The 15,156-nt window shown below is 71.5% G+C and carries 19 protein-coding genes and 1 pseudogene; 14 read left to right on the forward strand and 6 right to left on the reverse strand.

The window, feature by feature from the left end; genetic code table 11:
• Positions 1 to 408 carry a YciI family protein gene (locus AB0412_RS25430; RefSeq protein WP_366404880.1) on the reverse strand — a complete coding sequence of 136 codons (408 nt, stop codon included), beginning with the start codon at positions 406 to 408 and terminating at the stop codon, positions 1 to 3.
• Between the two features lie 203 nt (positions 409 to 611).
• Between AB0412_RS25430 and AB0412_RS25435 the strand changes: the two genes are divergently transcribed.
• Entirely contained in the window at positions 612 to 1,232 is a 621-nt protein-coding gene (locus AB0412_RS25435) for a dihydrofolate reductase family protein (protein ID WP_366404881.1), read from the forward strand.
• Between the two features lie 32 nt (positions 1,233 to 1,264).
• Here AB0412_RS25435 and AB0412_RS25440 read toward each other — a convergent pair whose 3' ends face one another.
• Both AB0412_RS25440 and AB0412_RS25445 read right to left on the reverse strand, forming a co-directional pair.
• On the reverse strand, positions 1,265 to 2,116 hold the full coding sequence (locus AB0412_RS25440) for a maleylpyruvate isomerase family mycothiol-dependent enzyme (RefSeq protein ID WP_366404882.1): 852 nt from the start codon (positions 2,114 to 2,116) through the stop codon (positions 1,265 to 1,267).
• 133 nt (positions 2,117 to 2,249) lie between these two features.
• Positions 2,250 to 2,765 carry a pyridoxamine 5'-phosphate oxidase family protein gene (locus AB0412_RS25445; RefSeq protein ID WP_366404936.1) on the reverse strand — a complete coding sequence of 172 codons (516 nt, stop codon included), beginning with the start codon at positions 2,763 to 2,765 and terminating at the stop codon, positions 2,250 to 2,252.
• A gap of 167 nt (positions 2,766 to 2,932) precedes the next feature.
• Here AB0412_RS25445 and AB0412_RS25450 point away from each other — a divergent pair, with 167 nt between their 5' ends.
• Positions 2,933 to 3,370 (forward strand): NfeD family protein, encoded by a 438-nt coding sequence (locus AB0412_RS25450; protein ID WP_366404883.1) that lies wholly within the window; start codon positions 2,933 to 2,935, stop codon positions 3,368 to 3,370.
• Between the two features lie 28 nt (positions 3,371 to 3,398).
• On the forward strand, positions 3,399 to 4,508 hold the full coding sequence (locus AB0412_RS25455; protein WP_366404884.1) for an SPFH domain-containing protein: 1,110 nt from the start codon (positions 3,399 to 3,401) through the stop codon (positions 4,506 to 4,508).
• Here the strand turns inward: AB0412_RS25455 and AB0412_RS25460 are convergent.
• A complete protein-coding gene (locus tag AB0412_RS25460) occupies positions 4,497 to 4,736 on the reverse strand; it encodes a hypothetical protein (protein ID WP_366404937.1) in 240 nt (79 codons plus the stop codon). The genes AB0412_RS25455 and AB0412_RS25460 overlap by 12 nt on opposite strands.
• Before the next feature lie 179 nt (positions 4,737 to 4,915).
• On the opposite strand from AB0412_RS25460, the gene AB0412_RS25465 reads away from it, so the two are divergent.
• The 10 genes and pseudogenes from AB0412_RS25465 (at position 4,916) to AB0412_RS25510 (ending at position 11,485) form a co-directional block, all read left to right on the forward strand.
• Complete coding sequence (locus AB0412_RS25465; protein WP_366404885.1) at positions 4,916 to 6,124, forward strand: FAD-dependent oxidoreductase; 1,209 nt, start codon at positions 4,916 to 4,918, stop codon at positions 6,122 to 6,124.
• Positions 6,125 to 6,217: 93 nt separating this feature from the next.
• Entirely contained in the window at positions 6,218 to 7,114 is an 897-nt protein-coding gene (locus AB0412_RS25470) for an RNA polymerase sigma-70 factor (RefSeq protein WP_366404886.1), read from the forward strand.
• A 189-nt stretch (positions 7,115 to 7,303) separates the two neighbouring features.
• The gene (locus tag AB0412_RS25475) at positions 7,304 to 7,894 is read left to right on the forward strand and encodes a redoxin domain-containing protein (protein ID WP_366404887.1); all 591 of its coding nucleotides are present in this window, start codon (positions 7,304 to 7,306) and stop codon (positions 7,892 to 7,894) included.
• Positions 7,895 to 7,900: 6 nt separating this feature from the next.
• Positions 7,901 to 8,815, forward strand: a complete 915-nt coding sequence (locus AB0412_RS25480) for a cytochrome c biogenesis protein CcdA (protein WP_366404888.1) — start codon at positions 7,901 to 7,903, stop codon at positions 8,813 to 8,815.
• 132 nt (positions 8,816 to 8,947) lie between these two features.
• Positions 8,948 to 9,544, forward strand: a complete 597-nt coding sequence (locus AB0412_RS25485; RefSeq protein ID WP_366404889.1) for a hypothetical protein — start codon at positions 8,948 to 8,950, stop codon at positions 9,542 to 9,544.
• Positions 9,456 to 9,668, forward strand: a pseudogene (locus tag AB0412_RS25490) (potassium transporter TrkG); the annotation flags it as partial. The gene AB0412_RS25485 and the pseudogene AB0412_RS25490, both read left to right, overlap by 89 nt.
• Positions 9,669 to 9,813: 145 nt before the next feature.
• The gene (locus AB0412_RS25495; RefSeq protein ID WP_366404890.1) at positions 9,814 to 10,332 is read left to right on the forward strand and encodes a potassium transporter TrkG; all 519 of its coding nucleotides are present in this window, start codon (positions 9,814 to 9,816) and stop codon (positions 10,330 to 10,332) included.
• A complete protein-coding gene (locus tag AB0412_RS25500) occupies positions 10,325 to 10,681 on the forward strand; it encodes an NAD-binding protein (RefSeq protein ID WP_366404891.1) in 357 nt (118 codons plus the stop codon). The genes AB0412_RS25495 and AB0412_RS25500 overlap by 8 nt, the downstream gene beginning before the upstream one ends.
• A 57-nt stretch (positions 10,682 to 10,738) precedes the next feature.
• Positions 10,739 to 11,041, forward strand: coding sequence for a TrkA C-terminal domain-containing protein (locus AB0412_RS25505; protein WP_366404892.1), 303 nt, complete (start codon positions 10,739 to 10,741; stop codon positions 11,039 to 11,041).
• A gap of 138 nt (positions 11,042 to 11,179) precedes the next feature.
• Complete coding sequence (locus AB0412_RS25510) at positions 11,180 to 11,485, forward strand: PadR family transcriptional regulator (protein WP_366404893.1); 306 nt, start codon at positions 11,180 to 11,182, stop codon at positions 11,483 to 11,485.
• Between the two features lie 42 nt (positions 11,486 to 11,527).
• Here AB0412_RS25510 and AB0412_RS25515 read toward each other — a convergent pair whose 3' ends face one another.
• Positions 11,528 to 12,802 carry an APC family permease gene (locus tag AB0412_RS25515; RefSeq protein ID WP_366404894.1) on the reverse strand — a complete coding sequence of 425 codons (1,275 nt, stop codon included), beginning with the start codon at positions 12,800 to 12,802 and terminating at the stop codon, positions 11,528 to 11,530.
• A gap of 257 nt (positions 12,803 to 13,059) precedes the next feature.
• Between AB0412_RS25515 and AB0412_RS25520 the strand changes: the two genes are divergently transcribed.
• Positions 13,060 to 14,124: a PP2C family protein-serine/threonine phosphatase gene (locus AB0412_RS25520; protein ID WP_366404938.1), complete on the forward strand. Its 1,065-nt coding sequence runs from the start codon at positions 13,060 to 13,062 to the stop codon at positions 14,122 to 14,124.
• A gap of 50 nt (positions 14,125 to 14,174) precedes the next feature.
• On the opposite strand, the gene AB0412_RS25525 is transcribed toward AB0412_RS25520, so the two are convergent.
• A complete protein-coding gene (locus tag AB0412_RS25525; protein ID WP_366404895.1) occupies positions 14,175 to 15,155 on the reverse strand; it encodes a peptidase in 981 nt (326 codons plus the stop codon).
• Between the last annotated feature and the right edge of the window lies 1 nt (position 15,156).

Consider the following 15,156-nt stretch of genomic DNA (forward strand, 5'->3'; position numbering starts at 1 on the left):
TCACTCCGTGATGACGGGCTGCTCGGTGAGGAACGGGCGCAGTTCCAGCCACTCGTGGATCGGCTTGCCGCCCGCGCCGGGCGCCGCGGACAGCTCTCCGGCCACCTCGACGGCACGCTCGTGGCTGTCGACGTCGATGATCATCCAGCCGGCGATGACGTCCTTGGTCTCCGCGAACGGGCCGTCGGTGACCGGCGGACGCCCCTCACCGTCGTAGCGGACCCACGCCCCCTCGGGGGAGAGCGCCTGGCTGTCGACGAACTCGCCGGACTTCTCCAGCCGGGCCGCGAGGTCCCTCATGTACTGCACGTGGGCCGAGATCTCCTCGGGCGTCCACTGCTCCATCGGCACGTCGTTGACCGAGGCCGGGGCCCCGCGGTAGTGCTTCAACAGCAGGTACTTGGCCATGTCTCTTCTCCTCGCTGGTGCGACCCATTGTGGTCGCTTCACGGCGGGGACGGAGCCGGTCACGGATTCTCGACATCGCCGTCCGACTATCCGGGAAGAGCGTGCTCGGCGCGCGCACGCGATCCGGGCCCGTCACGGCCGGACCAATGCCACCATAGGGAACGCACGCCGCATCGCTGCGTCGTGTCGAAGAGGAGAGACTCATGACCCAAGGCGTGGGCAAGGTGGTCTGCGACCTCACGATCTCGGTCGACGGGTACTCGGCCGGGCTCGACCAGACCGAGGAGCGCCCGTTCGGCGACGACGGCGGTGACGGCACGGGCGAGAAGCTGCACGCCTGGATGTTCGACACGCCCGACGAGAACCGGGCCGAGCTCGACCGGCTGGCCGCCGCCAAGGCGTTCATCATGGGCCGCAACATGTTCGGCCCCGTACGGGGCGCGTGGGACCGGCCCTGGAACGGCTGGTGGGGCGAGAATCCGCCGTTCCACGCCCCGGTCTTCGTGCTCACCCACCATGCGCGCGAGCCCCAGCCGATGGACGGCGGCACCACGTACCACTTCGTCACCGACGGCATCGAGTCCGCACTGGCGCAGGCACGCGCGGTGGCCGGCGACGGCGACGTCGCGGTCCAGGGCGGTGCGACCACCGTCAACCAGTACCTCGCCGCCGGCCTGATCGAGGAACTGCGCCTGCACATCGCACCCCTCACCCTCGGCGCCGGCACGCGCCTGTTCGAAGGCGTCCCGCCCCTGAAGCTGGAGCAGATCGCGTCACGCGCGGCCAGCCAGGTCACCCATGTGACCTACCGCGTACTGTCCTGACCCGAGAACCATCACCGAGGGGCCAGGCGCGGTCAGTGGACGACGGACACGATCTCGCACGCGGCCTCGGCGAGTCGGCGGTCTCCCCGGATGCGGGCTCGGTCAAGCGCCGTGGCCGGTTCGATGCCCCGTGTGCACAGGCGCCAGGCGGTTTCCGCGTCCAGGAGCACCGATGCGGTCGGCCTGCCGCTGAGCGGTTCGCCCAGTGACCAGCGGTCCGGCGTGGCGGTGGCGGTCCAGCTGCCGCCTGCCGACCCCTCGACCATCACTGCGATCTGCGCGCCGGCGGGTGCTGTCGTACGCCGCAGGGTGTGGGGCAGGGCCCGCATGAAGGTGTCCAGGACCATGGACAGGGCGCGTGGTTCCGGGTCGGTCCCGCTGCCGACGGCATGGCGGATCTGCTGCCGGTGTGTCCAGTACTCGGTGAACTCCCGGGCGATGTCCAGCCAAGCCGGCGCCGGGTCGGCCCCTGCCCACGACACGCCCAGGCCGGGCGCGTTGAGGTCGGCGGTGGCGAAGCGCTCGGCGAGCCGGGTCCCGGCCAGTTCCAGGGCGTCGACGAGCGAGGCGGGGCTGTCGTGGGCGCGCAGGTCGACCCATTCCTGGTTGGTGCGGTGGATGAACGCCTCCAGCGTCTCCCCGGGCGAGAAGACACGCCGGTATCCGTCCGGGGCGTGGCCGAGGCGTCCGTAGTAGTCGCCGAGGATGTGGGCGGCCAGGTCATGCACGGTCCAGCGCGGCACCGCCGTCCTGCTCCAGTCGGCGGGCCGCAGACCCCGCAGGGTGGCGAGGAGCGCTGTCAGCTCCGCGCGGAACAACGGGCGGGCGTCGATCGGGTCGCCCAGCCAGGAGGTGCCGGACACGCCGTCGGACTCGGGACTCATGGCCACAGCCTTGCATCCGGGAGTTTCGGGCTGCCATCGAATACTCCCGGCGCCGGGTGGCCCAGGAGTCCTGCCCGGATCGCTGCCAGGCCGCATCGGCCGCCGTCCCCTCGCACGGCGACGGTGTCGACCGTCACCGCACGCCGGTGCCGTGTGCCTGCCGGCGTTCCGCGCGCCGCCGGATGAGTTCCTCGACGGCGCTGGGCAGGGTCGTCTCGAAGTCGATCAGCTTCGCCCAGGTCGGCGTCATCACGATGCGGACCATGCCGTCGTAGAGCGAGCGCACCTCGGCCTCCCACTCGACGCGCTGCTCGGCCGTCATCCCGTAGGAGCCGTTCATCTGGAGGTACTCCTCGGGCATGCCGTCGACGTCGTCGAGCTCGACCGTGCCGCGGACCAGCAGGATCTTGGGCGGGTGCACCTCGGTGTCGATCGTGACGGCGACGGCCGGGTTCCGGCGGAGCGAGGCCAGCTTGGGGGCGTTCCTCGACGTGCACATCACGATGTGCCTGCCGTTCCAGGTGAAGGCGATCGGGATGTTCCGCGGTGTCCCGTCCCCCGCCACGTAGGCCAGGCGGCAGAGGTCGCGGGCCAGCAGTTCCTGGCTCAGCGGGCGGTCGAGGATCTCGGTGACCTGGTCGTTCGTCATGGCGTTCGTCATGGTGGGCCTCCTGAGGACTGGCGACCACGCTGGCCGCCGCTGCTCCTGGGACGGAGCCGTCGCACCGTTCTCGACATCCCCGCCGGACGAGTCTGCATCCGTCCGAGGGCCGGAGGTACGTTGGTGGATAGGTCGCCTCGGGGAGGCTGATTCCGATGCCGTGGTTCGTATGGCTGCTCGCCGCCGCGGCGCTCGGTGTCGCGGAGTTCTTCACCCTGACGCTGGTCTTCGGGCTGCTGGCGGGTGCCGCGCTGGTCGCCGCCGTGGTCGCCGGGGTGGGCATCGGCCTTCTCGGCCAGCTCGTGGCGCTCGCGGTGGCGGCGGCAGCGGGACTCCTCGTCGTCCGTCCGATCGCGCTGCGGCAGATGGAACAGTCGCCTCTCACGCACGAGGGCAGCGACGCGCTGATCGGCAAGCGGGCCGAGGTCATGCAGGAGGTCACCGCGACCCGCGGTCTGATCAAGATCTCCGGCGAGGAATGGTCCGCCCGCACGCTCGACGAGAGCCATGTGATCCCGGTGGGCGCACTGGTGGACGTCATGGAGATCGACGGCGCCACCGCGGTCGTCTACCCCCGCGAACTCCTGCCGTGACCGCTGAACGCATCCCCCGGGAGGAAGTGTGGATCCGGTTGTCATCCCGATTCTCGTGGCGGCGATCGTCGTTGTCTTCCTGGTGGCCTCCACGGTGCGGATCGTTCCGCAGGCCCGCCGCTACAACATCGAGCGGTTCGGCCGGTACCGGCGGACGCTCCAACCGGGCCTGAACTTCGTCCTGCCGGTGGCGGACCGTGTCAACACCAAGCTCGACGTGCGCGAGCAGGTGTACTCGTCCCAGCCGAAGCCGGTGATCACCGAGGACAACCTCGTGGTGAACATCGACACGGTGCTCTACTACCAGATCACCGACCCGCGGGCGGCGGCCTACGAGGTGGCCGACTACCTGCAGGCGATCGACCAGCTCACCGTCACCACGCTGCGGAACGTCATCGGCTCCATGGATCTGGAGGAGACGCTCACCTCCCGCGAGGAGATCAACGCCCGGCTCCGCACCGTTCTCGACGATGCCACCGGCAAGTGGGGCATCCGGGTCAACCGCGTCGAGATCAAGGCCATCGATCCCCCGAACACCATCAAGGAGGCGATGGAGAAGCAGATGCGGGCCGAGCGTGACAAGCGCGCGGCCATCCTGCACGCCGAAGGGGAGCGGCAGGCCAAGATCCTTACCGCGGAGGGCACGAAGCAGAAGGACATCCTGGAGGCTCAGGGCACGCAGCAGGCCATGATCCTGCGGGCGGACGGCGAGGCGAAGGCGGTGGAGCGCGTCTTCCAGGCCGTCCATCGCAACAACGCCGACCCGAAGATCCTGGCCTACAAGTACCTCGAGACGCTCCCGCACCTGGCGAAGAGCGACAACAACACGTTCTGGGTGATCCCCGGGGAGCTGACCGAGGCGGTCCGCGCCGTCAGCGGCGCGTTCGGGGACCGGTCGGCGATGGGGCTCCCCGCATCCGCGCCATCGGAGGGAACAGCCACGGCCGGCAGCGGCGACGCGTCGGACGAAGAGGGGGCGGCACAGCTCGAGGCGGGTTCGTCGCTGTCGCTCGACGCCGCCGCCGCTGCCGACGAGGTCGCGAAGCAGGCCGCCGCCGTGGTGAGTGACGCGAAGGCCGAGGCCGAGGCCGCGAGGGCGTCCCAGGGGCCGGGCCGGGGACAGAAGTCAGGCGACTGAGCCTGCCTGGACCAGGGTCACCGCACTCGACACCAGCAACGCGACTCCGACGCCCCCGAAGTACGTCCTCATGCGTCCCGGGGTCTTCCACGGTGTCCCCCATCGGGTCCTGCGCGTGAAGGTCGCGTCGGCCCAGTCCCACACCCACATGTCCACACGGCGGTAGCCGCAGGCCACCGCGACACAAGCACAGCCGGCGATCACCGCGAGCACGCCACCGAGGGACATCACGTTCCAGCCTCTCCTTGCCTTCCCCGTTGTCGCGGGCATCGTCACACGCCGATGCCTGACAGGACATGGTCTGATCCCGCGGCAGAGCGCCTCTGAAGTGATCTGACTCACAGCCTGTCACAGGGGTCGACGGCCCGGTGACTTATGGCCGAAGACCCGGAGACGGAGGAGGCACCATGACGGGGAACACTCAGGTGGTCGTGATCGGTGGCGGATACGCGGGCGCGATGGCCGCGAACCGGCTGACGCAGCGCGCCGACGTGAGCGTGACACTGATCAACCCGCGCCCGGAACTCGTCCACCGGGTCCGCCTGCACCAGTTGGTGGGCGGGTCCGACGACGCGGTCATCGCCTACCAGGACGTCCTGGCCGAGCGCGTCCGGCTGGTGGTCGACACCGTGACCCTGATCGATGCGGCCGAGCGCAGCGTGACCCTGGCGGCCGGCGGCACGCTCGCCTACGACTACCTGATCTACGCCGTGGGCAGCGGCAGCGCCGTACCGAGCGTGCCCGGAGCGGCCGAGTTCGCCTACCCGATCGCCACCCTGGAGGAGGCCCAGCGGCTGCGGGCGGTCCTGGAGGCCACGCCCGCGACGGCCCCGGTGACGGTGGTCGGCGCCGGGCCCACCGGCATCGAGACCGCCGCCGAGCTGGCGGAGCAGGGCCGCAGGGTGACCCTGGTGTGCGGCGGCGTTCTCGGCCCATACCTGCACACCCGGGGCCGGCGCTCGGTCGCCGAGCGGCTGGCCGAGCTCGGTGTGACGGTCGTCGACGGCTCCGACGCGAAGGTGACGGCGGTGGCCTCCGACACCGTGCGGCTCGCCGACGGCCGTGAGCTGCCCAGTGAGGTCACCGTCTGGACCGTCGGCTTCGGGGTGCCCGACCTGGCCGCGCGCAGCGGACTGAGCACCGACGCCGTGGGCCGGCTGCTCACGGACGAGACGCTGACGAGCGTGGACGACGAGCGGATCCTCGCGGCCGGGGACTCGGCCGCACCGTCCGGCCTGCCGCTGCGGATGAGCTGCCTGAACGCATCGCCGCTGGGTGCGCGGGCCGCCGACACGGTGCTCAGCCGGCTCGCGGGTGAGCAACCGGTCCACCTCCACCAGGGCTTCTACGCCCAGTGCATCAGCCTGGGTCGCCGCGCGGGCATCTATCAGTTCGCCAACCGGTCCGACGTCGCCGTGTGGCTGCACATCGACGAGGGTCTGGGTGCCAGGATCAAGGAACTGGTCTGCAAGGGCATCCCCAAGCACCTGTCCGGGGAGGCGCACAAGCCCGGTTCGTTCAGCCTGCACCGCATGCCGGGCGGTGTCGCCAAGCGCCGGAAGATGCTGCGCGCCCACCACGCCGGGGGACCGGCCGTCGCCGACCGGGCGGCCTGACCGGTCGCGTGCTGCGAGGATCTTGCCGTGGACGCACGCGAACACGGGCCTGTCGTCAGGGCGGGCCGCGAAGAAGGAGGAGGGGAACGAGAGTTGAGCGACGACGACGCCGACCCGGCGACCGGGGCGTTCCTCGCCCACCGCAATCTGCTCTTCACCGTCGCCTACGAGGTACTCGGCTCCGCGGCCGACGCCGAGGACGTCCTCCAGGAGACGTGGTTGCAGTGGGTCAGGGCCGACCAGGGGCAGGTGCGCGACCCACGCGCCTTCCTGGTCCGGATCACCACCCGTCAGGCGCTCAACCGGCTGCGCGCCGTGAAGCGCCGCCGGGAGGCGTACGTCGGCCCGTGGCTGCCCGAACCGCTGCTGACCGCGCCGGACGTGGCCGAGGACGTCGAGCTGGCCGAGAGCGTCTCGATGGCGCTGATGCTCGTCCTGGAGACGCTGTCACCGACCGAGCGGGCCGTGTTCGTGCTGCGCGAGGTCTTCGACATCGACTACGACGAGATCGCGGCCGCGGTCGACAAGAGCCCCGCGGCCGTCCGCCAGATCGCCCACCGTGCCCGCCGGCACGTCGAGGCGCGGCGCCCACGCCAGGTGGTCTCGTCGAACGAGGGCCAGGCGGCCCTGGAGTCGTTCCGGCGTGCCGTCGAGACCGGTGACCCGCAGGCCCTCCTGGAGGTGCTCGCCCCCGAGGTCGTCCTGATGAGCGACGGCGGCGGTATCAAGCACGCGGCGCTGCGGCCGGTCGCCGGTGCTGAGCGGGTGGCCCGCATGTTCGCCGGGGGCCTCGGCAGACTTCATGCCACGCTCACCACGGAACCGACCGTGGTCAACGGCAGCCCTGCCCTGCTCGTCCGCCTCGACGGCGAGATCGACGGCGTCATGGCGATCAGTGTCGAGGGGGGCCGCATCACCGGCCTCTACTACGTTCGCAACCCCGAGAAACTGTCCCACGTCACCTCCGCGACCCCGCTCACCCTGCGCTGACGCGGCATCAGGCCAGGACGCCCACGCGTGAACCCCGCCTCGCCTCCAGCGGTTCGCAGGAGAGGCGGGGCACGCGTGTGGGCGAGGGTGCCGCAGGCCGACGTCATCGAACCGTAAGACGATCACCCCGCACCCGCCCGGCCTGGCGGATCTACAGTCTCACCTGTTCCCGAGACACAGGAGTCCGCCATGCGTGCCCGCACCCTTCTCCCGGCCGTCCTGGCCGCAGCCGTACTCACGATCGCCGGGTGCGGCGCCGACGACGGCAAGGGCTCCGGCGGTGATTCCGGCGCCGCATCGTCCCAGGCTTCGTCTCCCGCACAGTCACCCGTCCCCTCCGACGGCGGCGGGTCCGGTGCCACCGGAGCCGAGGTGCCCGAGTCACTGAGGTTCACCGCCTCCACGGTCGACGGCAGACCCTTCGACGCCAGGACTCTGGCCGGCAAGCCCACCGTCCTGTGGTTCTGGGCGCCTTGGTGCCCCAAGTGCAAGGCCCAGGCCGCCGAGACCGCGAAGGTCGCCGCCGACTACGCGGGCAAGGCGCACGTGGTGGGTGTGGCCGGCCTGGACAGGAACGCTGCCATGAAGGAATTCGTCTCCCGGACCGAGACCGACGGCTTCCCTCACCTCTCGGACGAGAAGGGCGAGGTCTGGCAGCGGTTCCGGGTCACCGAGCAGAGCCGCTACGTCATCCTCGACAAGGACGGAAGGACGGTCTACGAGGGCGTCCTGCCCGGCGGTGACGGGCTGTCCGAGAAGGTCGCCGGACTCGTCGGCTGAAGACCCATGGCCGACCTCCCTCTCGCCCTCGCGCTCACCGCGGGCATGCTCGCCGCCGTCAACCCGTGCGGCTTCGCCCTGCTGCCCGCCTATCTGTCGCTGCTCGTCCTCGGTGACGACTCCCCCGGTCGCGCGGTCGCTGTCGGCCGCGCCCTGACCGCCACCGCCGCGATGACCGTCGGTTTCGCCGCCCTCTTCGGCATCTTCGGCCTGGCCGTCCAGCCCGCCGCCGGACAGGTCCAGCAGCACCTGCCCTGGTTCACCATCGCCTTCGGCCTGCTGATGGCCGCCGCCGGTGCCTGGCTGCTCGCCGGTCGCCAACTGCCCGCCCCGGCCCCGAAGATCCGCCGGGCCCCCACCGTCACCCGGTCGCTCCCGTCGATGGCGCTGTTCGGCATGGCGTACGCCACGGCTTCCCTCGGCTGCACCATCGCTCCGTTCCTCGCCATCGTCGTGTCCGCCTTCCGCTCCGGCTCCACCGGCGAGGGCATCGCCCTGTTCACCGCGTACGCGGGCGGGATGGGTCTGATCGTCGGTGCCGCGTCCCTGACCGTCGCCCTCACTCGCACCACGGCCGTCACCCGGCTCCGCCGCCTCGGCGCCGTCGCCCCCCGGCTCGGGGGCGGACTCCTCGTGCTCGTGGGCGTCTATGTCGCGTACTACGGCTGGTACGAGATCCGTGTCCAGCGGGACCCCACGACCGAGGATCCGGTCATCGACGCGGCCGGCGCCGTCCAGCGCACGATCGCCGACGCGCTCGACGCCACGGGTCCTGCGGTCGTCACCGCACTCTTCGCCGGCCTGCTGCTCGTCACCGGGGTGATGATCCACCGGCGCCGCCGTACGACCCGCGAGCCGGATGTTCCGCCCAGTGGTGCGGCAGGTCAAGGGAAGAATCCCCGCGACGGCAGCATGGCCTGACGGGCTGTCCTGTGTGACCGTGCCGGCTCCCACTCCATCGCGATCGTCCCCTACCGTGGGTGAGCCGAAGGCCAAGGTCATCCGACGGGGCGTATCCGTCGCCAGGGGCGGCGGACGGGAAAGAGGCGGCACGTGGCGGGACTGACGGCGCGGGTACGGCCATGGCCGTCCCTGCTCGTTGCCCACCCGGCCCGTGCCGTCGTCGTGGCGTTCGCCCTGGCGGGACTGGCGGGAGCGGCACTGCTGTCCCTGCCGTTCGCCACCGAACGGGGCACCACACCCCCCCGTCGTGACCGCGCGCTGTTCACCTCCACCTCCGCCGTGTGCGTCACCGGACTGGCCGTCGTGGACACGGGAACGTACTGGAGCGGCTTCGGCGAGGGCGTCATCCTCGCGCTGATCCAGATCGGCGGCTTCGGGATCATGACCATGGCGTCGCTGCTGGCCCTGCTGGTCTCCGGACGGCTGCGGCTGCGCCTGCAACTGACCGCCCAGGCGGAGACCAAGAGCCTGGGCATCGGCGACGTGCGCCGGGTGCTGCTCGGCGTCGCCGGCACGACGCTGATCGTCGAACTGGCGGTCGGGGGCGTCCTCGCGCTGCGTTTCCGCTACGGATACGGGGAGAGGCATCGGCAGCGCCGTGTACCTCGGCTTCTTCCACGCCGTCTCGGCCTTCGACAACGCCGGGTTCGGGCTGCACGCCGACAGCATCACCCGATACACCGGTGACGCCTGGGTCACGCTCCCGATCGCGGCGGCCGTCATCCTGGGCGGCCTCGGCTTCCCGGTTCTGCTGGAGTTGCTGCGCCACCGCAACCGGCGCCGCACGACCGGGCGCCGCAACTGGACCCTGCACACCAGGCTGACGCTGATCACCACCGCCGTCCTGCTCGTCGCCGGCACCTTGCTGACCTGCCTGCTGGAGTGGACCAACGCCGGCACGCTCGGCCCCTCACACCGCGGGGGACAAGATCCTGGGCGGGTTCTTCCACTCGGTGATGGCGCGTACCGCCGGGTTCAATGCCCTCGACATCGGCGCAATGCAGGCCTCGACGCTGCTGATGACGTGCGTGCTGATGTTCATCGGCGGCGGCAGCGCCGGGACCGCGGGCGGCATCAAGGTGACCACTTTCTCGGTGCTCCTGGCCGCGATCACCGCCGAGGTGCGCGGCGAGACCGGCTCCGCGGTGCTGGGCCGGCGTCTCGCCCCGCACGTGCTGCGCCAGGCGCTGACCGTCGCCCTGCTCGGTGTCGGGCTGGTCACCGCCTCCACGCTCGCCCTGCTCACCCTCACCGAGGAACGGCTGGAGGCGGTGCTGTTCGAGGTCGTGTCCGCCTTCGCGACGGTCGGTCTGTCCACCGGCATCACCGCCGACGTCCCCGTGGCCGGTCAACTGCTGCTGGTGGTCCTGATGTTCGTCGGCCGTCTCGGCCCGATCGCCCTCGTCTCGGCCCTCGCCCTGCGCGAGCGCACCCGCCGCTACGACCTGCCGGAGGAGCGACCCATCATTGGTTAGGCTGCACACCCTTCGCCGCCGACGCCGCAAGCGTCCGGCGGATTCCGACACGCACACGGGCGACCAGCGCGTCGCGGTCATCGGCTTGGGCCGCTTCGGCTCCTCGCTCGCCGGGGAGCCGATGCGCCGGGGCTGGGACGTCCTCGGCCTCGACACCGACGCCCGCCTGGTGCAGCGGCACAGCGACGACCTCACCCATGCCGCCGTGGCCGACTGCACCGACCAGGAGGCGCTGCGCCAACTCGGTGTCCACGAGTTCACCAGCGCCGTGGTGGCCATCGGCACCGACATCGAAGCGAGCATCCTGGTCAGCGCGAACCTGTTGGAGGCCGAGGTGCCCAACATCTGAGCCAAGGCCATCAGCCGCCAGCACGGTCAGATCCTCGAACGCCTCGGCGTCCACCACGTGGTCCTGCCCGAGCACGAGATGGGCGAACGCGTCGCCCACCTGGTCACCGGCCGCATGCTGGACTTCATCGAGTTCGACGACGACTACGCCCTCGTCAAGACGATCGCCCCCCGTATCGCCACCGGTGTGCCGCTCGGTCAGAGCCAGGTCCGCAGCAGGTACGGCGTCACCGTCGTCGGGATCAAGCGCCCTGGCGAGGACTTCACCTACGCCACCGCCGACACCGTCGTCCAGGAGGGCGATGTCATCGTCGTCACCGGCAAGACCGACGCGGTGGAGACCTTCGCCGAGCTGAGCTGAGCCGGCTGGGCCGGGCTGACTGTTCGGGGGGCGGCACTCCCCGACAGCCGCGCCCTCTGTCCCGGCACCTGCCGATGGCTCGGGCGGCGTAGGATCGGGGGCCGATATCGGTCTCGTCACTGCCGGAGGTGGGCCAGGGTGCGGGAGTTCCAGCGGGGTGCGGTGCGGCTGCACATCCTGCATCACGCGGCCGAGGAGGAGATCCACGGCGCGTGGATGACCGAGGAACTCGCCCGGCACGGCTACCGGATCAGCCCCGGCACCCTCTATCCGACGCTGCACCGGCTGGAGGCCGACGGGCTGCTGGTCTCCGAGCAGCGCGTGGTCGACGGCCGCACGCGCCGCGTCTACCGGGCGACCGAGGCGGGGAAGGAGGCCCTGGCCGAGGACCGACGGGCTCTGCGGGAGCTGGCCCGCGAAGTGCTCGGGGACGGGACCGACTGACCGGAGCGTCACCCGCCGGCGGCCCCACGCCGGCGAGCCGGGCTACGGCCTGCGGGTGGCGAGGGCGCGGCGGACGCCGTACGCGGCCGCCCCGAGGGTGAGGACGGCGGTGCCCGCGACCACGGAGGTCAGGGGCAGGGCGAAGGCCAGGACGAGGCAGCCGGTGAGCCCGAGGACGGGGATGACCCGGGGCGGGCGGCGCTCGGCCGGGGTGAGGGTGAAGGCGGAGGCGTTGGCGATGGCGTAGTAGGCCAGCACGCCGAACGAGGAGAAGCCGATCGCGCCGCGTACGTCCGTCGTGGCGGCGAGGACCGCGACGACGCTGCCCACGAGCAGTTCGGCGCGGTGGGGAACCTGGAACTTCGGGTGGACGGCGGCCAGCGCGTGCGGCAGATGCCGGTCGCGGGCCATGGCGAGGGTGGTGCGGGAGACACCGAGGATCAGCGCGAGCAGGGAGCCGAGCGCGGCGACCGCGGCGCCGACGCGGACCACCGGCACGAGCCAGTCGGCGCCCGCCGCCCGGACGGTGTCCGTCAGCGGGGCGGTGGCTTCTGCAAGGCCCGTCGGACCGAGCACCGTCAGTACGGCGACCGCGACGAGCGCGTACACGACCAGCGTGAGGCCGAGCGCGATCGAGATGCCCCGGGGGATCGTGCGCTGCGGGTCGCGGACCTCCTCCCCCAGTGTGGCGATGCGGGCGTAGCCGGCGAAGGCGAAGAACAGCAGGCCCGCCGCCTGGAGCACGCCACCGGCGGTGGCGTCGGAGCCGACGTCCAGCCGGGCCGCCCGGGTCGAGGAGGAGGTGAAAGCGGCGATCACCACGGCGGTGAGCACGGCCAGGACCACGGCGACGATCACCCGGGTGAGCAGCGCGGACTTCTGGACACCGGCGTAGTTCACCGCCGTCAGTGCCACCACTGCGGCGACCGCGACCGCGTGGGCCTGTCCGGGCCACAGGTACGAGCCGACCGTGAGGGCCATCGCGGCGCACGAGGCGGTCTTGCCGACCACGAACCCCCACCCGGCGAGGTATCCCCAGAAGGCGCCGAGGCGTTCGCGGCCGTAGACGTAGGTGCCGCCGGAGGCCGGGTAGCGGGCCGCGAGCCGGGCGGAGGAGGTGGCGTTGCAGTACGCGACCACGGCGGCCAGCGCCAGGCCGATCAGCAGCCCGGAGCCGGCGGCGCGGGCGGCCGGGGCGAGCGCGGCGAAGATACCGGCGCCGATCATCGACCCCAGGCCGATCAGGACCGCGTCGGTCACGCCGAGGTGCCGCCGCAGCTGTCCGGACGGACCGGCGGCGGTCGCTGAGTCGGTCATGGACTACTCCCTCGGCGGCACAGCCACCACAGCTGACGGAACCCGATATCGGACGACGATATACGAGTCTCGCGGGATGACCACAGCCTCCCCGGCCCGCGGTCAGCAGCAGACGGCCGGGCTCAGTGAGGAGCCGTCCTCGCCGCCCGGTGGCACGCCGGCCGGGCGCTCGTGCGGGGCGGGCGGGGCTGGTGTAGAGAGGAGGTGTGTCGCAGCGCCATCCCGGACTCAGCCGGACGACGCGAGCGGGCCGTTCGATGGTGGCCGTTCCGATCGCGATGATCGTGGCCGTCGTGGTGATCGACGTCCTTGCGCCGCCGCACATCCACCTGGGCCCGCTGCTGGTCGCCGCCCCGGCGGTCACCGCCTCGTTCGCCGGTCCGCGGACGACGGGGCTGGTCGCCGCGCTCGCGGTGGCGGCTCAGGCGATCATCGGCGTGCTGCGTGACCGGGACGAGCTGTTCTCGGCCAATCACCAGGCACAGATTCTCGCCCTGGTCCTGGTCGGCGGGTGCCTGGTGCTCTTCTGCGTGGTGCGCGAGCGCCGCGCCAGGGAGCTGTCGCAGGTGAGATATGTGTCCGAGACCGCCCAGCGGGTCGTCCTGCGGCCGTTGCCCCAGCGGATCGGGCCGCTGCGTGTGGCGTCCCGCTACATCGCCGCGGAGCCGGAGGCGTACATCGGCGGTGATCTGTACGCGGCCGCGCGCACCGGTTCCGGCACCCGGCTGATCGTGGGCGATGTGCGCGGCAAGGGGATGACCGCCGTCGGCGATGCCGCCCTGCTGCTCGGCGCGTTCCGGGGTGCCGCTCACCGCCAGGCCACGTTGGTCGAGCTGGTGACATACCTGGACGGAAGTGTGTGCTGGGATCTGGCCGAGCCCGGTGAGACCGACCGGTCCGGCGAGACCTTCATCACCGCCGCGATCCTGGACATCCCCGATCGGGGCCACACCGTCGACATGATCGACTGCGGGCATCCGCCGCCCGTGCTGCTGCGCGACGGCCGCGCCACGGCGGTGCCCGCCCGGCAGCCCGCGCCGCCGCTCGGCCTGGGCAGCATGACGACGCGTCCCTACGCCGTCGACACCTTCACGTTCGAGGCGGGGGATCTCCTGCTGCTGTACACGGACGGGGTCGTCGAGGCGCGTGACGCCGCCGGCACCTTCTATCCGCTCATCGAGCGGATCACGGGCTGGACGGACAGCGACCCCGAGTCCTTCCTGCGCCGGCTGCGCCGGGATCTGCTGGACCACGTGGGCGGGCGTCTGGGCGATGACGCCGCCATGATCGCGATCGGGCGGGCGTCAACGCCTCAGACATGATCCCGGGTGTGCGCCGTTCGGCGCGGCCGGGCGCCGCTCGGCTGCGGACCCTAGGAGGCCTGGGCCTTGTCGTACAGGGCCTTCGCGACGTCACCGAAGTACGGGCCGAACATGCGGTTGGGCAGGAAGGTGTAGCCGAAGCTGTTCACCGAGACCTGCAGGCCGGTGCCGGTGGCCTCGTCGAAGCCGGTGAACCAGGGGCCGCCGCTGGAGCCTCCGGTCATGTTGCAGGCGAGGCTGTGGTCCTGCGAGAAGAGGAAGTCCTTGGAGCTGTTGCCGCTGCAGTAGATGAGCTTCGAGCCGTCGTACGGCGAGGCGGCCGGGAAGCCGAAGGCGTACATGCGTTTGTTGTAGCCGCCGTTGAACTGGATGCCCTGCGCGCCGACGACCGAGGTGAGCTTCTTGCCGTTCAGGGGGGCGACGACCGCGGCTCCGATGTCGTGGTTGATGTCCTCGCTCGCCTCCCACTGGGGCGTGGTGAGCGTGCTGGTGGCGGTCCACTGGCCGTAGGGGGCGTTGCCGTTGTTGTAGGCGGGCACGAAGACCCAGTTGGTGTGCCAGCTGCCCTGGTACTTCACGCAGTGCCCGGCCGTGATGACCGTGCTGGCGTTCTGGCTGGTGACGGCGTTGCCGGAGCAGGATGCGGTGCGGCCCTGGAAGGTGAAGAAGACCCGGCCCGAGGTGGCGACCACGGCTCCGTCGCCGGTCCACGGACCGCCTGCCTGGGGGAAGGCGGCGGGGGTGGCGGGTACCGCGGTCGGCGTACGCCCGCTGCTGTCGGGGGCCTTGAGGCTCTTGGCCGCCCGGGGAGTCAGGTGGAGGTCGAGCGGCTCGGCGCCGCGCATGCGCTCGGGGGTCCAGAAGGTGCGGGATGCGCGCTGCTCGGCGAGGGGGACGGTGCGGGTCTCGGCCGACGGGGTGCGGGAGGTGTCGGAGGGCGCCGCGGCGGCGGAGGCGGCGTTCATCAGGCCGCCGGTGAACAGGGCTCCGACGGTCAGCAGGACGCCGGCGGCAGTGCGGTGTCGTCTCACG

Origin of the sequence: Streptomyces sp. NPDC052012 (genome assembly GCF_040689265.1) — a bacterium.
Lineage (GTDB): Bacteria > Actinomycetota > Actinomycetes > Streptomycetales > Streptomycetaceae > Streptomyces.